The 19,918-nt window shown below is 61.8% G+C and carries 16 protein-coding genes; 6 read left to right on the top strand and 10 right to left on the bottom strand.

The window, feature by feature from the left end:
- Positions 1–72 precede the first annotated feature (72 nt).
- The 4 genes from AB9K34_RS19605 to AB9K34_RS19620 all read left to right on the top strand — a co-directional run bounded on the left by AB9K34_RS19605 (position 73) and on the right by AB9K34_RS19620 (position 5,235).
- Positions 73–522, top strand: coding sequence for an isoprenylcysteine carboxylmethyltransferase family protein (locus tag AB9K34_RS19605; protein ID WP_369956161.1), 450 nt, complete (start codon positions 73–75; stop codon positions 520–522).
- A gap of 123 nt (positions 523–645) precedes the next feature.
- Complete coding sequence (locus tag AB9K34_RS19610; RefSeq protein WP_369956163.1) at positions 646–2,220, top strand: Re/Si-specific NAD(P)(+) transhydrogenase subunit alpha; 1,575 nt, start codon at positions 646–648, stop codon at positions 2,218–2,220.
- Positions 2,221–2,232: 12 nt separating this feature from the next.
- The gene (locus AB9K34_RS19615) at positions 2,233–3,666 is read left to right on the top strand and encodes an NAD(P)(+) transhydrogenase (Re/Si-specific) subunit beta (protein ID WP_369956164.1); all 1,434 of its coding nucleotides are present in this window, start codon (positions 2,233–2,235) and stop codon (positions 3,664–3,666) included.
- Between the two features lie 288 nt (positions 3,667–3,954).
- The gene (locus AB9K34_RS19620; RefSeq protein ID WP_369956165.1) at positions 3,955–5,235 is read left to right on the top strand and encodes a DUF3422 family protein; all 1,281 of its coding nucleotides are present in this window, start codon (positions 3,955–3,957) and stop codon (positions 5,233–5,235) included.
- 43 nt (positions 5,236–5,278) lie between these two features.
- Here AB9K34_RS19620 and AB9K34_RS19625 read toward each other — a convergent pair whose 3' ends face one another.
- The 3 genes from AB9K34_RS19625 to AB9K34_RS19635 form a co-directional block, all read right to left on the bottom strand.
- Positions 5,279–6,265 (bottom strand): ABC transporter permease, encoded by a 987-nt coding sequence (locus tag AB9K34_RS19625; RefSeq protein ID WP_369956166.1) that lies wholly within the window; start codon positions 6,263–6,265, stop codon positions 5,279–5,281.
- Positions 6,258–7,265 (bottom strand): ABC transporter permease, encoded by a 1,008-nt coding sequence (locus tag AB9K34_RS19630; RefSeq protein WP_369956168.1) that lies wholly within the window; start codon positions 7,263–7,265, stop codon positions 6,258–6,260. The genes AB9K34_RS19625 and AB9K34_RS19630 overlap by 8 nt, the downstream gene beginning before the upstream one ends.
- Before the next feature lie 93 nt (positions 7,266–7,358).
- Entirely contained in the window at positions 7,359–9,053 is a 1,695-nt protein-coding gene (locus AB9K34_RS19635) for a peptide ABC transporter substrate-binding protein (protein ID WP_369956169.1), read from the bottom strand.
- A gap of 266 nt (positions 9,054–9,319) precedes the next feature.
- Here AB9K34_RS19635 and AB9K34_RS19640 point away from each other — a divergent pair, with 266 nt between their 5' ends.
- Complete coding sequence (locus tag AB9K34_RS19640) at positions 9,320–11,140, top strand: ABC transporter ATP-binding protein (protein ID WP_369956171.1); 1,821 nt, start codon at positions 9,320–9,322, stop codon at positions 11,138–11,140.
- Here the strand turns inward: AB9K34_RS19640 and AB9K34_RS19645 are convergent.
- Complete coding sequence (locus AB9K34_RS19645) at positions 11,134–11,304, bottom strand: hypothetical protein (RefSeq protein ID WP_369956172.1); 171 nt, start codon at positions 11,302–11,304, stop codon at positions 11,134–11,136. The genes AB9K34_RS19640 and AB9K34_RS19645 overlap by 7 nt on opposite strands.
- A gap of 131 nt (positions 11,305–11,435) precedes the next feature.
- On the opposite strand from AB9K34_RS19645, the gene AB9K34_RS19650 reads away from it, so the two are divergent.
- Complete coding sequence (locus AB9K34_RS19650) at positions 11,436–12,599, top strand: M20 aminoacylase family protein (protein WP_369956173.1); 1,164 nt, start codon at positions 11,436–11,438, stop codon at positions 12,597–12,599.
- A gap of 55 nt (positions 12,600–12,654) precedes the next feature.
- Here the strand turns inward: AB9K34_RS19650 and AB9K34_RS19655 are convergent, their stop codons facing one another.
- From AB9K34_RS19655 to glmU, 6 genes are all read right to left on the bottom strand, one after another.
- Positions 12,655–13,698 carry a glycosyltransferase family 4 protein gene (locus AB9K34_RS19655; protein WP_369956175.1) on the bottom strand — a complete coding sequence of 348 codons (1,044 nt, stop codon included), beginning with the start codon at positions 13,696–13,698 and terminating at the stop codon, positions 12,655–12,657.
- Positions 13,691–14,998, bottom strand: a complete 1,308-nt coding sequence (locus AB9K34_RS19660; RefSeq protein ID WP_369956177.1) for a 3-deoxy-D-manno-octulosonic acid transferase — start codon at positions 14,996–14,998, stop codon at positions 13,691–13,693. Before AB9K34_RS19660 ends, AB9K34_RS19655 begins: the two co-directional genes overlap by 8 nt.
- A complete protein-coding gene (gene moaA / locus AB9K34_RS19665; protein ID WP_369956178.1) occupies positions 14,998–16,005 on the bottom strand; it encodes a GTP 3',8-cyclase MoaA in 1,008 nt (335 codons plus the stop codon). The genes AB9K34_RS19660 and moaA overlap by 1 nt, the downstream gene beginning before the upstream one ends.
- A gap of 104 nt (positions 16,006–16,109) precedes the next feature.
- Positions 16,110–16,655: a pyridoxamine 5'-phosphate oxidase family protein gene (locus tag AB9K34_RS19670; protein WP_369956180.1), complete on the bottom strand. Its 546-nt coding sequence runs from the start codon at positions 16,653–16,655 to the stop codon at positions 16,110–16,112.
- Positions 16,656–18,479: a glutamine--fructose-6-phosphate transaminase (isomerizing) gene (gene glmS / locus AB9K34_RS19675; RefSeq protein ID WP_369956182.1), complete on the bottom strand. Its 1,824-nt coding sequence runs from the start codon at positions 18,477–18,479 to the stop codon at positions 16,656–16,658.
- A 2-nt stretch (positions 18,480–18,481) separates the two neighbouring features.
- Positions 18,482–19,834, bottom strand: coding sequence for a bifunctional UDP-N-acetylglucosamine diphosphorylase/glucosamine-1-phosphate N-acetyltransferase GlmU (gene glmU / locus AB9K34_RS19680; RefSeq protein WP_369956183.1), 1,353 nt, complete (start codon positions 19,832–19,834; stop codon positions 18,482–18,484).
- Between the last annotated feature and the right edge of the window lie 84 nt (positions 19,835–19,918).

Genomic DNA, 19,918 nt, shown 5'->3' on the forward strand with positions numbered 1-19,918 from the left:
GGACGCGATTCAGGTGCACACTCGCCGACGATAAACCACGCAAGGAGTCGCCCATCTGGCGAAGATGATCCGATGAAATGGATTGATGTTCCCCCGGTCTGGCTCTTGGGCTGCGTTGCGCTCGCCTGGGTTCAGTCGACGTATTTTTCCTACGGGTTGAGTTTCGGCGGCAAATGGGCCGATCTGCTCGGCGGAATGTTGATCGGCGGCGGCCTGCTGCTGATGGTGCTCGCCCTGAGCGAATTCCGCAGGCATGCGACCACGATCAACCCGCATGGGACGCCGGGCAGGCTGATCCAGTCGGGTATTTTCTCACGGACGCGCAACCCGATCTATGTCGGCGACGCGCTTGTCCTGGCGGGCCTTGTCCTGCGATTTGACGCGGTTCTGTCGCTGCCTCTGGTACCGATTTTCGTGTGGGTGATAGAAAAGCGTTTCATTCTTCCGGAAGAAGATAGATTGCGGCGCATGTTCCGAATGGATTTTGCCCGCTACGAAAGAAAAGTGCGCAGATGGGTGTGAGCAAGTAACATTTTTGACACGCGGCAGTCTGCGCAGCTTGCGCAAGTTTGTTGCGCAAGGTAGTGAAGCGACCAGAAATTTGGCTGTATTGTGCCCGAGCCGGGTAAATCAGGGGGACTTGGATTGAAGATAGGAACGCCGAAGGAAATTCACGAGGGCGAACGTCGTGTCGCCATGACGCCCGAAAGCGCGGCGCAGCTTCAGAAGCTGGGACATGAATGCCTGATCGAAACCGGGGCCGGGCTTGAGGCCGGCTTTTCGGATGCGGCCTATGAGGCTGCGGGCGTTGAAGTGGTCAAGACTGCGGCTGCCCTTTACAAGGCCTCTGATGTGGTGGCCAAGGTGCGCCCGCCCACCGAAACCGAAGTCAAGCGGCTTCGCAAGGACCAGACGCTGATTTCGTTCTTCTATCCGGGGTCCAACGAGGAACTGATGGGCAAGGCCGCCGAAAAGGGCGCAACCGTCATCGCCATGGACATGGTGCCACGGATCAGCCGCGCCCAGAAGATGGACGCGCTGTCGTCGATGGCCAATATCGCGGGCTATCGCGCGGTCATCGAGGCGGGGAACAATTTCGGTCGTTTCTTCACCGGTCAGGTGACGGCGGCGGGCAAGGTGCCCCCGGCCAAGGTGCTGGTCGTTGGCGCCGGCGTGGCCGGTCTGGCCGCGATCGGTACGGCGACGTCGCTGGGCGCGATTACCTATGCCTTTGACGTACGTCCCGAAGTTGCGGAGCAGATCGAGTCCATGGGGGCCGAGTTCGTGTTCCTCGAGTTCGACGAGTCCGAATTGCCCGACGGCGCGGCGACCGGAGGCTATGCGCCGCCGTCCAGCCCCGAATTCCAGGCCAAGCAGCTTGAAAAGTTCCGCGAAATTGCGCCGGACATGGATATCGTCATCACCACGGCCCTGATCCCGAACCGGCCCGCGCCGGTGCTGTGGACCAAGGACATGGTCGAGTCGATGAAACCGGGCAGCGTGATCGTCGACCTTGCCGCCGAACGTGGCGGCAATTGCGAACTGACCGTGATGGACGAAAAAATCGTGACCGATAACGGCGTTACGATTATCGGCTATACCGATTTCCCGTCGCGCATGGCGGCGCAGAGCTCGACGCTCTATGCCAACAACATCCGTCACATGATGGCCGATCTCACGCCTGAAAAGGACGGGGCGATCAATCATGACATGGAAGATGACGTCATCCGCGGTGCCACCATCACCCATGACAAGGAAGTCACCTTCCCGCCGCCACCGCCCAAGGTGCAGGCGATCGCGGCCAAGCCCAAGGAAAAACCGAAGGAACTGACCGCGGAAGAGAAGCGCGCGCAGGAAGTGGCCGAGTTCAAGGCCCAGACCAAGCAACAGGTGACGCTGATCGCGGTGGGCGCGGTGGTGCTGCTCGGGGTCGGTCTCGTCGCCCCGGCGAGCTTCATGCAGCATTTCATCGTCTTCGTGCTCTCGGTCTTTGTCGGGTTCCAGGTGATCTGGAACGTGTCGCACTCGCTGCATACGCCGCTGATGGCCGTCACGAACGCGATCAGTTCGATCATCATTCTTGGGGCGCTGATGCAGATCGGCTCAAGCAGCTTACTCGTGATCATACTCGCTGCGCTTTCCATTTTCATGGCGGGGATCAACATCTTCGGCGGCTTTCTTGTCACCCGGCGGATGCTCGCCATGTTCCAGAAATCCTAAGGAGGCCGTAGCATGGAATTCGGATTCACGACGGCGGCCTATGTGGTCGCGGCAGTTCTCTTCATCCTGTCGCTGGGCGGTCTTTCCGGCCAGGAGAGCGCAAAACGCGCTGTCTGGTACGGTATCGTGGGCATGGCGCTGGCGATCTTTGCCACGCTGATCGGGCCCGGATCGGGTCTCTGGCTGTTGTCGCTTCTGCTGATCGCTGCCGGTGGCGCGATCGGCTATGTGGTGGCACAGCGCGTTCAGATGACCGAGATGCCCCAACTGGTCGCGGCGATGCACAGCCTCGTCGGCCTTGCGGCGGTCTTCGTCGGCTTCAACGCGCATTTCGAACTGGGCAACGTGCTGGCGATGGACGACGCAGCCAGGAAATCTCTCGACGGGTTCGCGGCGCTTCTGGCCAAGAAGGATGCGGTAGAGATCAACATCCTGCGCGTCGAACTGTTCCTCGGCATCTTCATCGGTGCGATCACCTTTACCGGATCGGTCATCGCCTATGGCAAACTGGCGGGCAAGGTGACGTCTGCTGCAACCAAGCTGCCCGGCGGTCACGCACTGAATGCCGGTGCGGCGGCGTTGTCGCTGATCTGTCTGATCTGGTATTTCAACACCGGTGGCTTCCTGCCGCTGCTGCTGATGACGCTTGCGGCGCTGTTCATCGGCTACCACCTGATCATGGGCATCGGCGGCGCCGACATGCCGGTCGTGGTGTCGATGCTGAACAGCTACTCTGGCTGGGCCGCGGCGGCGATCGGCTTCTCGCTGGGCAACGATCTGCTGATCGTGGTCGGCGCGCTGGTCGGTTCGTCGGGTGCGATCCTGTCCTACATCATGTGCAAGGCGATGAACCGTCACTTTGTCAGCGTGATCCTTGGCGGTTTCGGCGGTACGTCGGGCCCGGCGATGGAAGTCGAGGGCGAGCAGGTCGCGATCGAGGCCGACGGCGTGGCGCAGGCACTGAACGATGCCGACAGCATCATCATCATCCCGGGCTACGGGATGGCGGTTGCGCAGGCTCAGCAATCGGTCAGCGAACTGGTCCGCAAGCTGCGCGCCAAGGGCAAGAATGTGCGCTTTGCGATCCACCCGGTTGCCGGGCGTCTGCCGGGGCACATGAATGTGCTTCTTGCCGAAGCCAAGGTGCCTTACGATATCGTGCTGGAAATGGACGAGATCAATGATGACTTCCCCAATACCGATGTTGCCATCGTGATCGGTTCGAACGACATCGTGAACCCGGCGGCGCAGGAAGATCCCAACAGTCCCATCGCCGGCATGCCGGTGCTGGAATGCTGGAAGGCCAAGCAGGTCTTTGTCTCCAAACGCGGTCAGGGCACCGGCTATTCCGGCATCGAGAACCCGCTGTTCTTCAAGGAGAATACCCGGATGTTCTACGGTGACGCGAAAGAGTCGCTCGACAAGCTGTTGCCGATGATCGAGTGACCTGACGCAACGCGACGAAAAAGAGCCCCTGCCGGATATCCGGTGGGGGCTTTTTCATTTCAGGGTGCGGCGCGTCATCAAGGCAGGCCGGCATTTCAAACCCCTGAAATTGCGGCGGAGAAACGGGTTGCGCCATGTTTTTTGTCCGAATGACTGGCCATGCGTTATTTTCAGGCAGTTGCGTTTGCATGGCCCGGGTATACCAATGTATTCCTTTAACTGATTGAATTTATATGATTTAGCGCCAATTGTGCCCGGTTCTCGCGGGCGCTCTGACAGGACGGTCTGATGCCCCAAATCGAAGATCACCCATTACGCTATCGACTGGCAAACGAACTGCATGCCCGCCCGTTTCCTGAAATCCAAGCGGGCAGCAGCGTCGTATTCGTCGCGATCAAGCAACCGAACGAAGCGGTCAGCCGCGATCGGGGCGCGGATCTTTCCCACCTGATCGCGCTGCTGGACCGTCATGGCGCGCCACATCCGCAGCCCGGTGCGACGCATTACAGCAACCGTATCGGTCAGCACGTCCTGAAATGGGAGCAACATACCGAATTCGTAAGCTACACCGCCTATCGCGACGGCGTGTCGAGCCGACCGTTCGACCCGGCCGATTTCGAAGTGTTTCCCGAAGATTGGCTTGAGACCGCACCGGGACAGCGGATCACATCGGCGATGGTCCGGGTGGAGCCACGGCCTGCTGACCAGGAGATCACGCGCAAGCTGGCCGACTGGTTCGTGCCCGAGAGCACGGCCATCGCGCATGTGCTGGACGAGAGTGCGATCATGTCGGGCGATTTCCGCATCGACCCCGCCGGACATTTGCGGTTCGCCGTTTTCGTTGAAGAGCAGACCAGCGAGTCGCGCATCGGTCGGCTGATTCAGCGCATCTGCGAAATCGAAACCTATAAATCCATGTCGATGCTCGGGTTTTCTCGCGCCAGAGAGATGTCGACGCAGATCGCCCAGCTCGACAACAACCTCGCGGCGCTGATGACGGAAATGACACGGGGCACAACGCCGCCGGACGTGATCCTGCCCGAGCTGTTGTCGATTTCCTCGCAGCTCGAGACCCTGGCGGCGAATTCGTCGTTCCGGTTTGGGGCGACCGGTGCCTATGAGGCGTTGGTGAACGAGCGTATCCGGGTGTTGCGTGAAGCGCGGTTTCACGGGCGGCAGACCTTTGGCGAGTTCATGATGCGCCGTTATGCGCCCGCGATGCGCACGGTCAAATCAACCGAGACACGGCTGCAATCGCTGGCCGACCGGGCGATCCGGGCGGGTGATCTGCTGCGAACCCGCGTTGACGTCGAGCGCAGCGCGCAGAACCAGGCCCTGCTTGAGAGCATGGATCGCCGCGCCGACCTGCAACTGCGCCTGCAACATACGGTCGAGGGATTGTCGGTGGTGGCCATCAGCTATTACGCCGTTTCGCTTGCAGGATACCTGCTCTATCCGCTCGCCGGCGCGACCGGGCTCAGCAAGGGAATGCTGACCGCGCTGGTGACACTGCCGGTGATCGCGATGGTCTGGTGGATGGTGCGTCGTATTCGCCGCAAGATGGAGTGACGCGGGCTGCCTGCGAGGGCCACAACGGGACGCTCCGAACCGGTTATCTGCCGCGAATGCGCGGGTCCAGCGCATCGCGCAGCCCGTCCCCCAGGTAATTGACGCTGAGCACGGTCAGCGAAATCGCCGCACCCGGCCAGATCACCCGTTCGGGATAATCCTGAAGATAGTCCGTGCCGTCAAAAAGCAGCCGCCCCCATGTCGGGAAATCCGGTGGAAAGCCGAGACCGAGGAAAGACAGGCTGCTTTCGGTGATGATCGCGGTGGCAATCCCCAGCGTCGCCGAGACCATGATCGGGCTGAGGACATTGGGCAGGATATGCCGCGCGATCATCTTGCTGTCGGTGGTGCCGATGCTGCGGGCCGCCAGAACGAATTCCCGTTCCTTCAGTGCCAGTACATCGCCACGAACGATGCGGGCGGTGGGCATCCAGCTGGTGATGCCGATGGCGCAGACGATCAGGATGAAGATGCCCTGTTCCGCGCCGAACGCCGCGCTGAGCGGCTCGCGAAAGAGCAGCATCATCACCAGCAGCAGCGGCAGGAGAGGCAGGGCGAGGAACAGATCCGTCAGCCGCATCAGCGGGCCGTCGAGCCTGCGAAAATAGCCGGCGATCACCCCGACGAAGGACCCGAGGAACAGCGCCAGCAGCATTGCCGTCATGCCCACGGAAACCGAGGTTTGCCCGCCGGACATCATGCGTGACAGGATATCGCGCCCCAGTTGATCGGTTCCAAAGGGATGCGCGAGGCTTGGCCCCTGGTTGCGGGCGCGAATGTCGATCTGGGTCGGCTCAATGGTCCAGACATAAGGGCCGAGATAAACCGTCAGGATGATCAGCAGGAACAGGATGCCGCCCCAGAGCGCGCCCTTGTGGGTCTTGAACTGATCCCACACATCCAGCCATCGGCTGCGAGGCGGGCGGTCCGGCACGGGGCCGCCTGCAACGGTCACGCCCGGATCATGCGCGGCGAGCGCGGCGATTTCATCGACCGGATCGGATGACCTGTCGTGTCGCGGGTCAGTCATAGCGGATCCTCGGGTCAAGAATGCCGTAAAGAACATCGGCGATCAGGTTGAACAGGACGATCAGCACCGCAAAGATAAAGGCCAGCGTCTGCACCATCGGCAGGTCGTTCGCCTGAATGGAACTGATCAGCAACTGGCCGATTCCGTTCACCTTGAACACCTGTTCGGTGATGATGGCACCGCCAAAGATCGCGGGCACGCCAAGCGCGATCACCGTCACCACCGGAATCATCGAGTTGCGCAGCACATGCACCATGACCACGAAATACTCGCTGATGCCCTTGGCGCGGGCGGTGCGCACGTAATCCTGGTTCAGGTTGTCCAGCATCGAGGCGCGCATGAAGCGGCTGATCTGGGCAGTGATCTGGAGCGCGAGCACCATGACCGGCATGATCATCTGTCGCAATTGTACGACAAAGCTGTTCCAGTCGGTCACCTCATGGGTGGTGTCGTAGATCGAGGGGAACCAGCCGAGATTCACCGAAAAGATGACGATCACCAGCACCCCCGAAAAGAATGGCGGCACCGAAAAGCCGATCATCGACACGAAGGTGCCGGCCTGATCGAACCATGAATATTGCCGGTAGGCCGAGTATATGCCGATGGGCAGGGCGATCAGGATACCCACGACATAGGCGGTGCCCACCACCCAGAGGGTTTGCGGAATGCGCTGGACCACAATGTCCATGACCGGTGAGCGGGTTTGCCAGCTCAGAACGCGCAGCTTGCCATCCGCCAGATGGGTGCCGAACACATGGTCGATCAGGATCTGCGGTTCGATCCAGAAGAACTGCACCACCCATTTCCAGAAACGTAGCGGAACCGGCTCACCCAGCCCGAGCGCCCTGCGCATCTCTTCCCTGACTTCTACCGGCACCGTCAACGGCACCTGCGACATCGGGTCTCCGGGGGCCAGTTCCAGCAACAGGAAGATGATCAGGCTGATGAAGAGAAGCGTCGGTACTGCCAGGACCAGTCGTCGGATCGTGAAGGTCAGCATTCAGTGGCCCTTGCGGCTTGTTCTTGTTGCGACGATGCCGCGCCCCGAAACGAATGGGGGCGCGGCAGGTCGGCGGATCAGGCAGCAGGGCCGTTACTTGCGGTACCAGTCGGCGACATTCCACAATTCGGAATCCCACACGTTCATGATGACGCCCCCCAGCGAATTCGCCTGTGCAGAGTTGCGGCCCCGGTGCGTCAGCGGAATCATGATATAGTCCTGCATCAGGATGTCATTCAGCTCTTTGGCGAGGCGGGCGCGTTCGTTCAGGTCGCCGGTAACGGCCATTTCCGCCACCAGCGCATCATACTCCTCGGAGCAGAAGCGCATCATGTTGTTGCCCTGCCACTGGGTTTCCGGGCGCGGGAACTCTTCGCAGATCCAGTTGGCCATGTAAGCCTCGGGGTCGGTGCCGTCAAAATTGTTGGTGAACATCTCGATATCGGCAAAGAACTTTTCGAACGTGTCGGGCGATCCCGGATCCGAGCCGAAGAACACGGAGGCATCGATGCTGCGCAGTTCGGTCTCCACGCCGATCTGCGACCACCAGTCCTTGATCAGCGCCTGATAATCCTGCCGTACCGCATTGACCGAGGTCTGGAACAGGATCGACAGGCGCACGCCATCCTTGGCGCGGATGCCATCGGGTCCGCGCACCCAGCCCGCGTCGTCCAGCAGCTTGTTGGCTCCTTCAATGTCCTGCACAAGGCATCCGTCATTGGCGGTGGACGCATAGATCGCGGGTGCGGGCAGCACATTGCAGGTCAGCTTGCCGAAATCACCATAACCGATTTCCGTCAGGAGGGCGCGGTCGATTGCCATCGACAAGGCCTGGCGCACCGCCTTGTCGGTCATGAAGGGGTGCGGATGCTTGGCGGTGCCACGCTCGTCACCAAGAGCGGGATCCACATCGGTCAGGTTGACATGCAGGCGCTCGACCTGGGTGCCGAAATCGACGATGTTCCTGCCCTTGCCGGCCGCTTCCATGCGTTTGAGCACTTCGGGCGCGAGTTGCAGATTCCAGGCATAATCGAACTCGCCGGTTTCCATGACCGCACGGCCCGCCGCCGCGGCATCGCCGCCGCCTTTCAGCGTCATGGTCGCAAAGGCGGGCTTGTCCGGATCGCGATAGTTTTCATTCGCCGCGAGGGTGACCACATCGTTGGGGCGGAATTCGGTCACGGTGAACGGGCCGGTGCCGATCGGATTGAAGTTGGCCTCGGTGCATTCCGGTGCCTTGGGGCCAAGACAATCCTTGAACTGCGCTTTCTGGATGATCGGCGCCTGAGCTCCGACGAACGGGCCATAGGGGAACGGCTTGGGCACGCCGAACCTGATCACAACTGTCCGCTCATCCGGGGTTTCCACATCGATGACATCGCCGAATTTCTCGGATTGGGCACATCCGCCGCCCTCGGCGGTGCAGTATTCCCAGGTAAATTTCACGTCCTCGGAGGTGACGGGCGTGCCGTCCGACCACAACAGTCCCTCCTTGAGCGTCCATGTGATCGATTTCAGATCCTCGCTGACACCGCCATTGGCGACGGTCGGCACGTCCTCCGCGAGCCAGGGCACAATGTTGCCGTCCTGATCGTAGCGCGCGAGCGGTTCGATCACCAGCGAAGCGGCTTCTAGATCCTTGAGGCCGCCGGAAAGATAGGGGGTCATGATCGACGGCGCTTGCCAGTAGATCACCTTGAGTTCGCCGTCCGATCCACGCTCTGCAAATGCTGAAGGTGCAACCGCTGTTCCTGCGATTGCACCAAGCAACAGGGCTCTGATAGTCATGTCGTTCTCCTTGTTGGACGCTTTCACGCCTCTCCCCGCATGAAACTGCAGGTGTTTCTTGTGCTGCAGCAGGGACATGCAGGAGATACAATGACGGGTTAAAACAATACGTTGTTTTTAGCGACGTCCCTTGCGGCACTTGTCTGCTTATCGAAACAGAGTTTGCAGAAAATGCAAGAGTTGCCTTTCCTGAATTCAACCGGAGGGTTTGACAGCGGTGTCACTCGCGCCGTAGCCTTCGAATTTGTCAATCCCGGAGAACGTCTTTGCTGGATCAACCGATTGCGCAGATCAAGGGTCTCAGGGTCGAGTTCCAGACCAAGGATGGTCCAGTGGTCGGTGTCGAGGATGTCTCCTTTGACGTCAATCCGGGCGAAACCGTCTGTATCGTCGGAGAGTCGGGGTCTGGCAAATCGGTGACATCGCTTTCCCTCATGCGGCTGGTCGAATTCGGTGGCGGTCGCATCGGTGCGGGACGGCTGGTTTTCGATCGCCGTGATGGCGAGCAGATCGACGTCGTGCAGGCCGACCAGGGCCTGATGCGGCAGATTCGCGGCAATGAGATCGGGATGATCTTTCAGGAGCCGATGACTGCGCTCAATCCGGTGTTCACGGTCGGGCGGCAACTCACCGAAGGCCTGCGGGTGCACAAGGGGCTGTCACGGGCCGAGGCCACGGAGTGCGCGTTGGCGTTGCTGCGCGAGGTGCGCATCCCCGAACCGGAACGGCGGCTGAAACAATATCCGCATGAACTGTCCGGCGGCATGCGGCAGCGGGTGGTGATCGCCATGGCGATGGCGTGTGAACCCCGGCTGTTGATCGCCGATGAACCGACAACCGCGCTGGATGTCACGATTCAGGCCGAAATCCTGGCGCTCATGGACAGGCTCAAGCGCGAGACCGGCACGGCGGTAATGTTCATCACCCATGACATGGCGGTGGTGGCACAGATGGCGGACCGCGTGGTGGTCATGTTCCGTGGCCGCAAGGTCGAGGAAGGCAGCGTCGAGCAGATTTTCGAGGCGCCGCAACATGACTATACCAAGGCGCTGCTGGCGGCGGTACCCAAGCTCGGCGAGATGCGCGGCAAGCGCGCGCCGGAACCGATGAAACTGCTGGGAGCGCGCGCGCAGAAAATCGCCCCGATCACCGGCACGGATGATGTGTTGCTGACCGTGCGCAACCTGACGACGCGTTTCCCGGTCAAGGGCGGATTCTTCAGGCGGACGGTTGCCAATGTCCACGCGGTCGAGGACCTGTCCTTTACCCTCAATCGCGGCCAGACGCTCAGCCTCGTGGGCGAGTCGGGGTGTGGCAAGTCCACCGCCGGCCGCTCGATCCTGCGTCTTGTCGAACCGATGGCGGGCGAGGTCAATCTGGATGGGGTCGATATTCTGGAGCTTGGCGCACGCGGACTGCGTGATGCGCGGCTGGATATGCAGATGATCTTTCAGGATCCTTTCGCCTCGCTCAATCCGCAGATGCAGTTGATGGACCAGGTGGCCGAGCCTCTGCGCAATTACGGCTCCAACTCCGCCGCATCGATCCGTGACCGGGTGGCGATGTTGTTCGACCGGGTCGAACTGCCGCGCGGTTTCATGCGTCGTTATCCGCATGAACTTTCGGGCGGACAACGGCAGCGGGTGGCCATCGCCCGCGCGCTGGCGCTCAATCCCAAGCTGATCATCGCCGATGAGGCGGTCAGCGCGCTGGACGTGTCGGTACAGGCGCAGGTTCTGAACCTGATGATGGAACTGCAGGCGGAACTCGGCCTGTCCTTCCTGTTCATCAGTCATGACATGGCCGTGGTCGAGCGGGTCAGCCATCAGGTTGGCGTGATGTATCTGGGCCGGATCGTCGAACTCGGGCCGCGCGCCCGGGTTTTCGAGAATCCGCAGCATCCCTATACACAGGCCTTGATGAAAGCGGTTCCGATTGCAGACCCGCGTCGGCGCAAATCCGAGAAGGACCTCGATTTCAAGCCGATCCCGTCGCCGATCCACGGCGTCGATTACCAGCCCGCCCCGTCGCTCTATGACGAGGTCGAGCCGGGGCACTATGTGCTGACGACCGACAGTGGCTACTGATTGAACCGCAACCGCACAAGGCGGCGCTGTTTGCGCATGTCGGTCCGCTCGAACCGGACGCGGACTATTGCGCCGTGGTCTGTGGGTCGGGCGACATTGCACAGGCACATCAACCCGAGGAATACATCGAAATCGCGCAGTTTCAGGCCGGCGTCGATTTCCATGTAAAAACGGCTGGCAAGATTGCAGCATGGCTAGCAGCCCTCTGCGCGGATCCGGTTGAGCGTTGCAGGACAGAGGCGTAGAACATGGGGCAGTTCCGCTCGACGCCTTGCAAGAATCAGGAGATATTCCCATGCCTGTCAAGAACCGCTTTGCAGAAATGCAGGATGAGATCACTGCCTGGCGTCGTGATATTCACGAGAATCCCGAAATCCTGTTCGAGACCCACCGCACCAGCGCGCTTGTCGCGGACAAGCTGAAAACCTTCGGCTGTGACGAGGTGGTGACCGGCATCGGTCGTACCGGGGTTGTCGGGGTCATCAAGGGCAAAACCGACACGCAGGGCAAGGTGATCGGGTTGCGGGCGGATATGGATGCGCTGCCGATCCACGAGGCAACGGGGCTTGACTATGCCAGCAAGACGGACGGTGCGATGCATGCCTGTGGCCATGACGGGCATACCGCCATGCTGTTGGGTGCCACCAAATACCTTGCCGAGACCCGGAATTTCGACGGCACCGTGGTGGTGATTTTCCAGCCCGCCGAAGAAGGCGGCGGTGGTGGTCGCGAAATGTGCGAGGATGGCATGATGGAGCGGTGGGGCATTCAGGAGGTGTACGGGATGCACAACTGGCCGGGTCAGCCCGTCGGCAGTTTCGCGATCCGTCCAGGTGCCTTTTTTGCCGCCACCGACCAGTTCGACATCACGCTGAAAGGGCGGGGCGGTCATGCCGCCAAGCCGCATGAGACAGTCGATACCACAGTAATGGCGTCGCATGCCGTGCTGGCGCTGCAAACCATTGCCAGCCGCAATGCCGATCCGGTGGATCAGGTCGTCGTGTCGGTAACGTCGTTTGAAACCTCGTCAAAGGCGTTCAACGTCATTCCGCAAGAGGTCTATCTCAGGGGCACGGTGCGCACCATGAGTGCCGCCATGCGCGACCTGGCCGAACAGCGGATCAAGGAGATCTGCACCGGGGTCGCGGCGACATTTGGCGGTCAGGCAGAGGTGGCCTATTACCGGGGCTATCCGGTGATGGTGAACCATGACGAACAGACGGCCTTTGCCGCCGATGTGGCACGGCAGGTCGCCGGCGCCTGTGAAGACGCGCCGCTGGTGATGGGCGGCGAGGATTTCGCCTTTATGCTCGAAGAGCGCCCGGGCGCTTATATTCTTGTTGGAAATGGCGACACGGCGCCGGTGCATCACCCGGAATACAACTTCAACGACGAGACGATTCCCGCCGGGTGCAGCTGGTGGGCCGGGATTGTCGAACAGCGGATGCCGGCGGCCTGATACCGGATGCGTGTGAAAGGGGCCGGTGCGAGCAGCCGGTTCTTTGACGCGAGCCTCAGCCGGTTTGCCAAAGCTGCCGATAGACGGCTTCAATCCCCTCGGCCTCGGTCGCGGCGCTAAAGCGCGTGCCGGCGACCTCGCGTGCCGCTGCGGACATCTCGGCGTAGCGGGCGCCATCGGTCAGAAGGCCGAATGCCACATCGGCAACCTCATCCGGGCTGTCCTGGTCAACGATCACTCCGGCGCGTCCATCGACCGAAAAGGCGCGGTAATATCCGGCGTCGCTACCGATGAAGGGCAGGCCGCTCGCCATGCCTTCGAGTGGAACCATGCCATAGCCTTCGTACCGGGGCAGCTGCACCACTAGCGACAGGGCGCGCATCAGCGACGGCAGCTGATCCGCAGGAACCTCACCCGGAAAGAGGATCCTGTCGGTGAGCTGTGCCGCCGCGATCTGTTCCTGCAAGTGCCGCTGGAACCCGGCATGTTCCCGTGTCGCCCGTCCGATCACCAGAGCGACGGCATCGGGCAACCTGGGCAGCAGGCGCAGCATGGCGGCGACGAACCGGTCCGTGCCCTTTTCCGGGCGAATGCGGCCCACCGTCGCGAGCCCCATCGTGCCGCCATACCCAAGGGCCGCCCAGCCCGCCGCGCGGTCGCGTGCCGGGGTGAACAGGTCGGTATCGACCCCGTGTGGCACCACTGCGCGGACATGGGGCACATACGCTGCCGCCGTGTCGGTCGTGGCGATCACCGCGTCCATGCGGCTGATCAACCAGCGGGGATAGGCCGAGTGCCGACGCTGCGCTGCCGAGGTAAACACGATACGGATGGGCAGGCGCAGCACGTCGCGGGCCCAGATCGCCGCCCGCATTTCTGGATTGCGGCGCACATGCCAGATCGAAAAGGGACGATCCGGCGGCGGGGTCCGGGACAAGGCGCGTGCCCTTGCGACAGAGATCGGCGCGGGGCAGCCGGGCAGGGGGTGGCCCACAAGGTGCAGGTCGTGAAGCCGTGCCTGTTGTCGCAGCACATTGGCGGCGGTCGCCGACACGCCGGTGAAGCGCGGGTTCAGGTTGGTCACGAACAGTTCAGCCACGGGGCGCAAGCCCCAGAGCCGAACAGAGCGTGGTGACCAGACCGGCCAGCTTGTCCTGCTGGCTGGCGACGAATGCACGTGCTGCTGCGCGCGCCTGTTCCAGGGTGTCCGGATCGTCCAGCCAGCCACGCATCCCGTTCGCAAGGCTCGCCGCGTCGGAAACCTCGACCGCGCCGCCCATGTCGAACAGCGGGGCATAGGTTTCGGCGAAATTGCTGACATGCGGGCCGGTCATCACTGCGGCCCCGGCCTGTGCGACCTCATAGGGATTGTGGCCCCCGATGGGGCGCAGCGAGCCTCCGAGAAACACCAGCGGGCTGAGCGCATACCATGTTCCGGTCTCGCCCAGGGTGTCAGCCATGTAGACCTGTATGTCGTCGGTGATCGGCTCCTGCGCGGTGCGGCGCGCCATGCTCAGCCCCGCGTCGCGCACCAGTGTTGCAACGTCATTCCCGCGTTCCGGATGGCGCGGCACCAGTATCAGGCACAGGTCCGGATGGTCCTGCAGCAGCGTCTGATGCGCCTGAAGCACCACCTGTTCCTCGCCGGGATGTGTCGAACTGGCAACCCAGGCCGGACGATCGCCGAGCGCGCGGCGCATCTGTTCCAGGGTATCGTGATCCACCGGTAGAGGCGCAGAGGTCGCCTTGAGGTTGCTACCCACCTCGACCCGCGCGGGATCGGCCCCGATCGACAAAAGCCTGTCGGCGATCTCGGCATTCTGTGTCAGCATCAAATCGAATCGGTCGAGCACAAAGCGCGCTGTCGCCGGCACCTTTTGCCAGGTCGCGGCGGATTTTTCCGAAAGACGTGCGTTGAGCAGGGCGAGCGGGACACCGCGCTGGTGCCCCTCGGCGAGAATGCCGGGCCATAACTCGCTCTCCACAAAGATACCGGCGTCGGGTTGCCAGTGATCGTAAAACCGACGGATCGGACCGGGCGCGTCCAGTGGCGCAAATTGATGCCGGGTGCGCGGGGGCAGCCGCCGCGCGATCAGCGCCGCCGAGGTCGCCGTGCCGCTGGTGATGAGGAACTCCGCATCCGTCAGATAGTCGCCCATATGCGTGATCAGCGTGAGCACCGACAGGCTCTCTCCGACACTGGCCGCGTGAAACCAGATCAACCGCCCGGCGGGGCGGTGTTCGCTGGCATTGCCCAGACGTTCATGCATGCGGCGCGGGCTGACGTCGTGGCGGCGCAGCTTGCGCGCCACCAGCAGATAGGCCAACGGCGACAACACCCTCGCGGCGCCCCGATAAAGGTGAAACAGAGCCGTCGGCCTGGCGACGGGGCGGGCCATCAGCCGCCCGTGTGGCTCATGTGGCGCGACATCTGCCCGTCCGGGCGCTGACGGGAATAATCGAAATCATGACCCTTGGGCTTGTGCGCGATGGCCGCCCGGATTGCCTCGCGCAAGGGGGCTTCGGTGTCCGGGTGATCGCGCAGCGCGGCGCGCAGATCCGCGTTGTCTTCCTGCCCGAGGCACATGAACAACTCACCCGTGCAGGTCAGCCGCACGCGGTTGCAGCTTTCGCAGAAATTATGGGTCAGCGGCGTGATGAAACCGATTTTCTGCCCGGTCTCTTCGAGGCGGACATAACGCGCCGGGCCGCCGGTGCGTTCCGCCAGATCGGTGACGGTGTAATGCTCGGCATAGGTGCGACGCACATCCTTGAGTGACCAGTATTGCCCGATCCGGTTCTCGTTCCCGATGTCGCCCATCGGCATGACCTCGATCCAGGTCAGATCCATGTCCCGTTCGGCGCACCACCTTGTTATTGCCGGCAGTTCCTCTTCGTTGAACCCCTTGAGCGCGACCGCGTTGATCTTGACCCTCAGGCCAGCGCGCTGGGCGGCGTCGATCCCGCGAATGACCTGTGGCAGGCGGCCCCAGCGGGTGACTTCCGCAAATTTGGCGTCATCCAGCGTGTCGAGCGAGATATTCACCCGGCGCACGCCGGCGGCATAGAGGTCATCCGCAAAGCGTTCAAGCTGGCTGCCATTGGTGGTCAGGGTCAGTTCCCTCAGCGCGCCGCTCTCCAGATGACGGGTCATCGAGTCGAAAAACGTCATGATGCCTTTGCGCACCAGAGGTTCACCACCGGTGATGCGCAGCTTCTCCACGCCAAGTCCGATGAAGGTGGAACACATGCGGTCCAGTTCCTCCAGCGTCAGAAGCTCTTTCTTGGGCAGGAAGGTCATGTTTTCCGACATGCAATAGACACAGCGAAAATCACACCGGTCGGTGACGGAAACGCGCAGATAGGTAATGGCGCGGGCAAAGGGATCAATCAGGGGCGCAGTCATGTGATATAGGTAAAGCGCGGGCCGCGACGCGACAAGGGGCATAAGGTCGGAGTTCCGCAAATGCGCGCATTATCCGCCGGGATGATTGCCCGCGTTCGGGGTGCTCATTCCGGCAGGATGCCCGTGGGCAGCCCATCAATGGTCTTTCGGTTTCGTTCATCCCAATAGCCGGAAATGCCGTCTGGCCCGCGATCTTGCGTCCATTTGTCGAGCGTATCCCGCTCGCCCTCGAAGGACATGAAGGGAACCTGATATCCGCAGGACGCCTGTACGATACCAACGGTCAGGTCATAGACCTGTCTTGCGCCGATATGGGGCGGAAATTGGCGGTTCAGGTCGTGCCAGTCGTGATCGCGGGGATGAACGGTGCGGGCCTGACCATATGCGCGCAGGATCAGGGGACGTTTTCCAAAGCTGCACCACATCACGGTCATGCGATTGACCCGTGCCAGATGACCGGCGGTTTCATTGCCCGACCCCGTCAGGTTGCGCCAGACGAGCCGGGTCGGAGAAAGCACGCGCAGCGAGTCACCCCCCTTTGGCGAGAGATTGACCCGCCCGCTCTCATCGGCCGTGGCGACAAAGAACAGATGCTGGGCCGCGATGAACTCCTTGTGCCTGTCATCGAGACTGTCGAATTGCTTGGCCATCTATTCGACCGTGACCGATTTCGCGAGATTGCGCGGTTGATCCACATCCGTGCCCTTGGCGACGGCCGTGTGATAGGCCAGCAACTGCGCCGGGACCGCATAAAGGATCGGCGCAAGCGATGTGTGGATATGCGGCATGCGGATCGTGTCCCAGACGCCATCGCTGGCTTCGGTGATGCCACGATCGTCCGAGACCAGGATCACCTTGCCCCGACGTGCCATGACCTCCTGCATGTTGGACACCGTCTTGTCAAACAACGTGTCGCGCGGTGCCATGACCACCACCGGCATATGCTTGTCAATCAGGGCGATCGGGCCGTGCTTGAGTTCACCTGACGCATAAGCTTCAGCGTGAATATAGCTGATTTCCTTGAGTTTTAGCGCGCCTTCAAGTGCCAGCGGATACATCTGTCCACGCCCCAGAAACAGCACGTCACGGGCTTCGCTCAGGCGTTGGGCCGCGGCCTTGATCGTGTCGTTCTGATCGAGCGCGACATTCAGGATCGCCGGCAGCCCGCGCAGGGCCGCGATGTGGTCGGCTACCGTATCTTCGTCCAGTTCGCCGCGATCCGACGCGGCCTTGATTGCCAGGATCAGCAGCACGACGAGTTGACAGGTAAAGGCCTTGGTCGAGGCGACGCCGATCTCGATGCCGGCGAGGATCGGCAGGGCGAGATCGCTTTCGCGTGCGATGGAACTCTCGGGGACATTGATCACCGAAACGATCTGCTGCGCCTTGCCGCTGCAATAACGCAGTGCCGCAAGCGTATCGGCGGTTTCGCCCGACTGGCTGACGAACAGGGCGAGCGTTCCCTCGGTGATCGGCGGTTCGCGATAGCGGAACTCGGACGCGACATCGACCTCGACGGGCAGTCGCGCGATCTGTTCGAACCAGTATTTCGCCGTGAGGCAGGCATAATATGCCGTGCCACAGGCAACCATGGTGATCCGCTTGACGCGGGTGAAATCGATGCCGTCACCGGGCAGGTTGACCGTGTCTTCGCCGCTGGGCAGGTAGTGACGTATGGCGTCGCCGATCACTTCGGGCTGCTCGGCGATTTCCTTGGCCATGAAATGCTTGTGCCCGGCTTTGTCGACACTGGTGCTGGCCAGCTTGATCTTCTTGATGGCGCGGTTGGCGAGCTTGCCTCTGGCATCGTGGATGGTAACGCCCTGACGGGTCACGACGGCCCGGTCACCCTCTTCCAGATAGGTGATACGGTCGGTGAGGGGCGCCAGCGCGATGGCGTCGCTGCCCACGAACATCTCGCCGTCGCCATGTCCGATCGCCAGCGGAGAGCCCTTGCGCGCGGCAATGATCAGATCGTCATTTCCGTCAAACAGGAACGCCAGCGCAAAGGCGCCCTCCAGCCGCGCGATGGTCTTGTAGGCGGCTGCAATCGGATCGTTGCCCTGCGACATGTAATGCTCGGTCAGCAGCGCGACCGTTTCCGTATCGGTATCGGTGGTGAACCGGATGCCTTCTTCGGCCAGTTCGGCGCGCAATTCGCGGTAATTCTCGATGATGCCGTTGTGAACCACCGCCACGCCGCCGGCGCGATGCGGGTGGGCGTTCTTGACCGAGGGCGCGCCATGTGTCGCCCAGCGGGTGTGCCCGATCCCGGACTTTCCGGGGAGCGGCTCGTGAACCAGCAGGTCGCTCAGGTTGACCAGCTTGCCCACCGCGCGCCGCCGGTCCAGGACACCGTCATTCAGCGTCGCGATGCCGGCGCTGTCATAACCCCGGTATTCCAGCCGCTTGAGAGCCTCGACCAGTATGGGCGCCACCTCGTGACTACCCAGGACACCTACAATACCACACATGATTACCGTTCCTTGTCGCGTCTGGCCTTCTTGGCCCTTAATATCTCAAACAGTTTCCGGGCGCGATCGGGCTTGTTTTCCTGCTTGCTTCTGGAGATCGCCATCGCGTCATCCTCGACATTGCGGGTGATCACCGATCCGCTTGCGGTCATCGCATGGTCACCGACCGAAACCGGAGCCACCAGCATGGTATTGGAACCGATAAAGGCATCCGCGCCGATAGTTGTCCGATGTTTCATCACGCCATCGTAGTTGCAGGTGATGGTGCCCGCACCGATATTGGCGCGTGCGCCGACCGACGCATCTCCGACATAGGACAGGTGGTTGACCTTTGCCCCCGCGTCAATGACGGCATTCTTGATCTCGACGAAATTCCCGATCCGCGCGCCTTCGGCCAACTCGGCGCCGGGGCGCAGCCGGGCATAGGGGCCGATCACCGCGCCGCGGCTGACGTGGCAGCCTTCCAGATGCGAAAATGCCCGGATGGTGACACCGGATTCGACGGTAACGCCGGGGCCGAAAACCACGTTCGGCTCGATCACGGTGTCACGCCCGATCACGGTATCCTGGGCCAGATAAACGGTCTCGGGGGCCATCAGCGTCACCCCGAGCGCAAGCAGGTCGGCGCGGGCGCGGGCCTGAAAAACACCATCCGCCGCAGCCAGTTCCGCACGCGAATTCACCCCCAGCGTTTCGCTTTCGTCGCAGGTAACGGCGGTTGCGGACAAGCCCCGCTTGCGGGCATGCGCGACGATGTCGGTGAGATAATATTCTCCGGCGGCGTTGTCATTGTCGATCTCGGCAATCAGTTCGAACAGCAGTCCGGCGTCGCAGGCGACAAGGCCGCTGTTGCACAGGTTGATCTGCCGTTCTTCGTCGGTGGCGTCCTTGAACTCCACGATGCGCTGCACCTGATCGCCCTCTGTGACCAGCCGGCCATAGCGCCCGGGCTCGGCGGCATGAAACCCGAGGATCACAAGGTCGTGTTTCGCGCGTGCCGCCACCATGTGTGCGAGCGTTTCGGGCTGTACGAACGGCGTATCGCCATAAAGCACGACCACATCACCCGAGAACCCGGCCAGGGCCTCGCGCGCCTGATCGACCGCGTGAGCGGTGCCCAATTGTTCGGTCTGCATCACGATCCGGGCGGTTTCACTTTCGTCCTGCGCGACCCTGGCGACCTGCTCGGCGCCGTGACCGGCGACGATCACCACCTCTTGTGGGTCCAGCGCCGCTCCGGCACGCATCGCGTGAAGCAGCATCGGCACCTGCGCGATCGGGTGCAGCACCTTGGGCAGGTCCGACTCCATCCGGGTGCCCTTGCCCGCCGCCAGAATGACCAATGCAATACTCATATGAATTCTCTTTGTGTTTTTGTGCCGACCGTTTTATCCGCTGGGCGTGGCATGGCAAGGCTTGCAGCAATCACACAAGGTTGC

Source organism: Sedimentitalea sp. XS_ASV28, from assembly GCF_041224545.1.
In the GTDB taxonomy this organism is placed as follows: domain Bacteria; phylum Pseudomonadota; class Alphaproteobacteria; order Rhodobacterales; family Rhodobacteraceae; genus Sedimentitalea.

Excerpts from the sequence above, each read along its gene's own strand:
- AB9K34_RS19605 (WP_369956161.1), top strand. The coding sequence starts at position 73 with ATGAAATGGATTGATGTTCCCCCGGTCTGGCTCTTGGGCTGCGTTGCG.
- AB9K34_RS19615 (WP_369956164.1), top strand. The coding sequence starts at position 2,233 with ATGGAATTCGGATTCACGACGGCGGCCTATGTGGTCGCGGCAGTTCTC.
- AB9K34_RS19620 (WP_369956165.1), top strand. The coding sequence starts at position 3,955 with ATGCCCCAAATCGAAGATCACCCATTACGCTATCGACTGGCAAACGAA.
- AB9K34_RS19625 (WP_369956166.1), bottom strand. The coding sequence starts at position 6,265 with ATGACTGACCCGCGACACGACAGGTCATCCGATCCGGTCGATGAAATC.
- AB9K34_RS19630 (WP_369956168.1), bottom strand. The coding sequence starts at position 7,265 with ATGCTGACCTTCACGATCCGACGACTGGTCCTGGCAGTACCGACGCTT.
- AB9K34_RS19635 (WP_369956169.1), bottom strand. The coding sequence starts at position 9,053 with ATGACTATCAGAGCCCTGTTGCTTGGTGCAATCGCAGGAACAGCGGTT.
- AB9K34_RS19645 (WP_369956172.1), bottom strand. The coding sequence starts at position 11,304 with ATGGAAATCGACGCCGGCCTGAAACTGCGCGATTTCGATGTATTCCTC.
- AB9K34_RS19650 (WP_369956173.1), top strand. The coding sequence starts at position 11,436 with ATGCCTGTCAAGAACCGCTTTGCAGAAATGCAGGATGAGATCACTGCC.
- AB9K34_RS19660 (WP_369956177.1), bottom strand. The coding sequence starts at position 14,998 with ATGGCCCGCCCCGTCGCCAGGCCGACGGCTCTGTTTCACCTTTATCGG.
- moaA (WP_369956178.1), bottom strand. The coding sequence starts at position 16,005 with ATGACTGCGCCCCTGATTGATCCCTTTGCCCGCGCCATTACCTATCTG.
- AB9K34_RS19670 (WP_369956180.1), bottom strand. The coding sequence starts at position 16,655 with ATGGCCAAGCAATTCGACAGTCTCGATGACAGGCACAAGGAGTTCATC.
- glmS (WP_369956182.1), bottom strand. The coding sequence starts at position 18,479 with ATGTGTGGTATTGTAGGTGTCCTGGGTAGTCACGAGGTGGCGCCCATA.
- glmU (WP_369956183.1), bottom strand. The coding sequence starts at position 19,834 with ATGAGTATTGCATTGGTCATTCTGGCGGCGGGCAAGGGCACCCGGATG.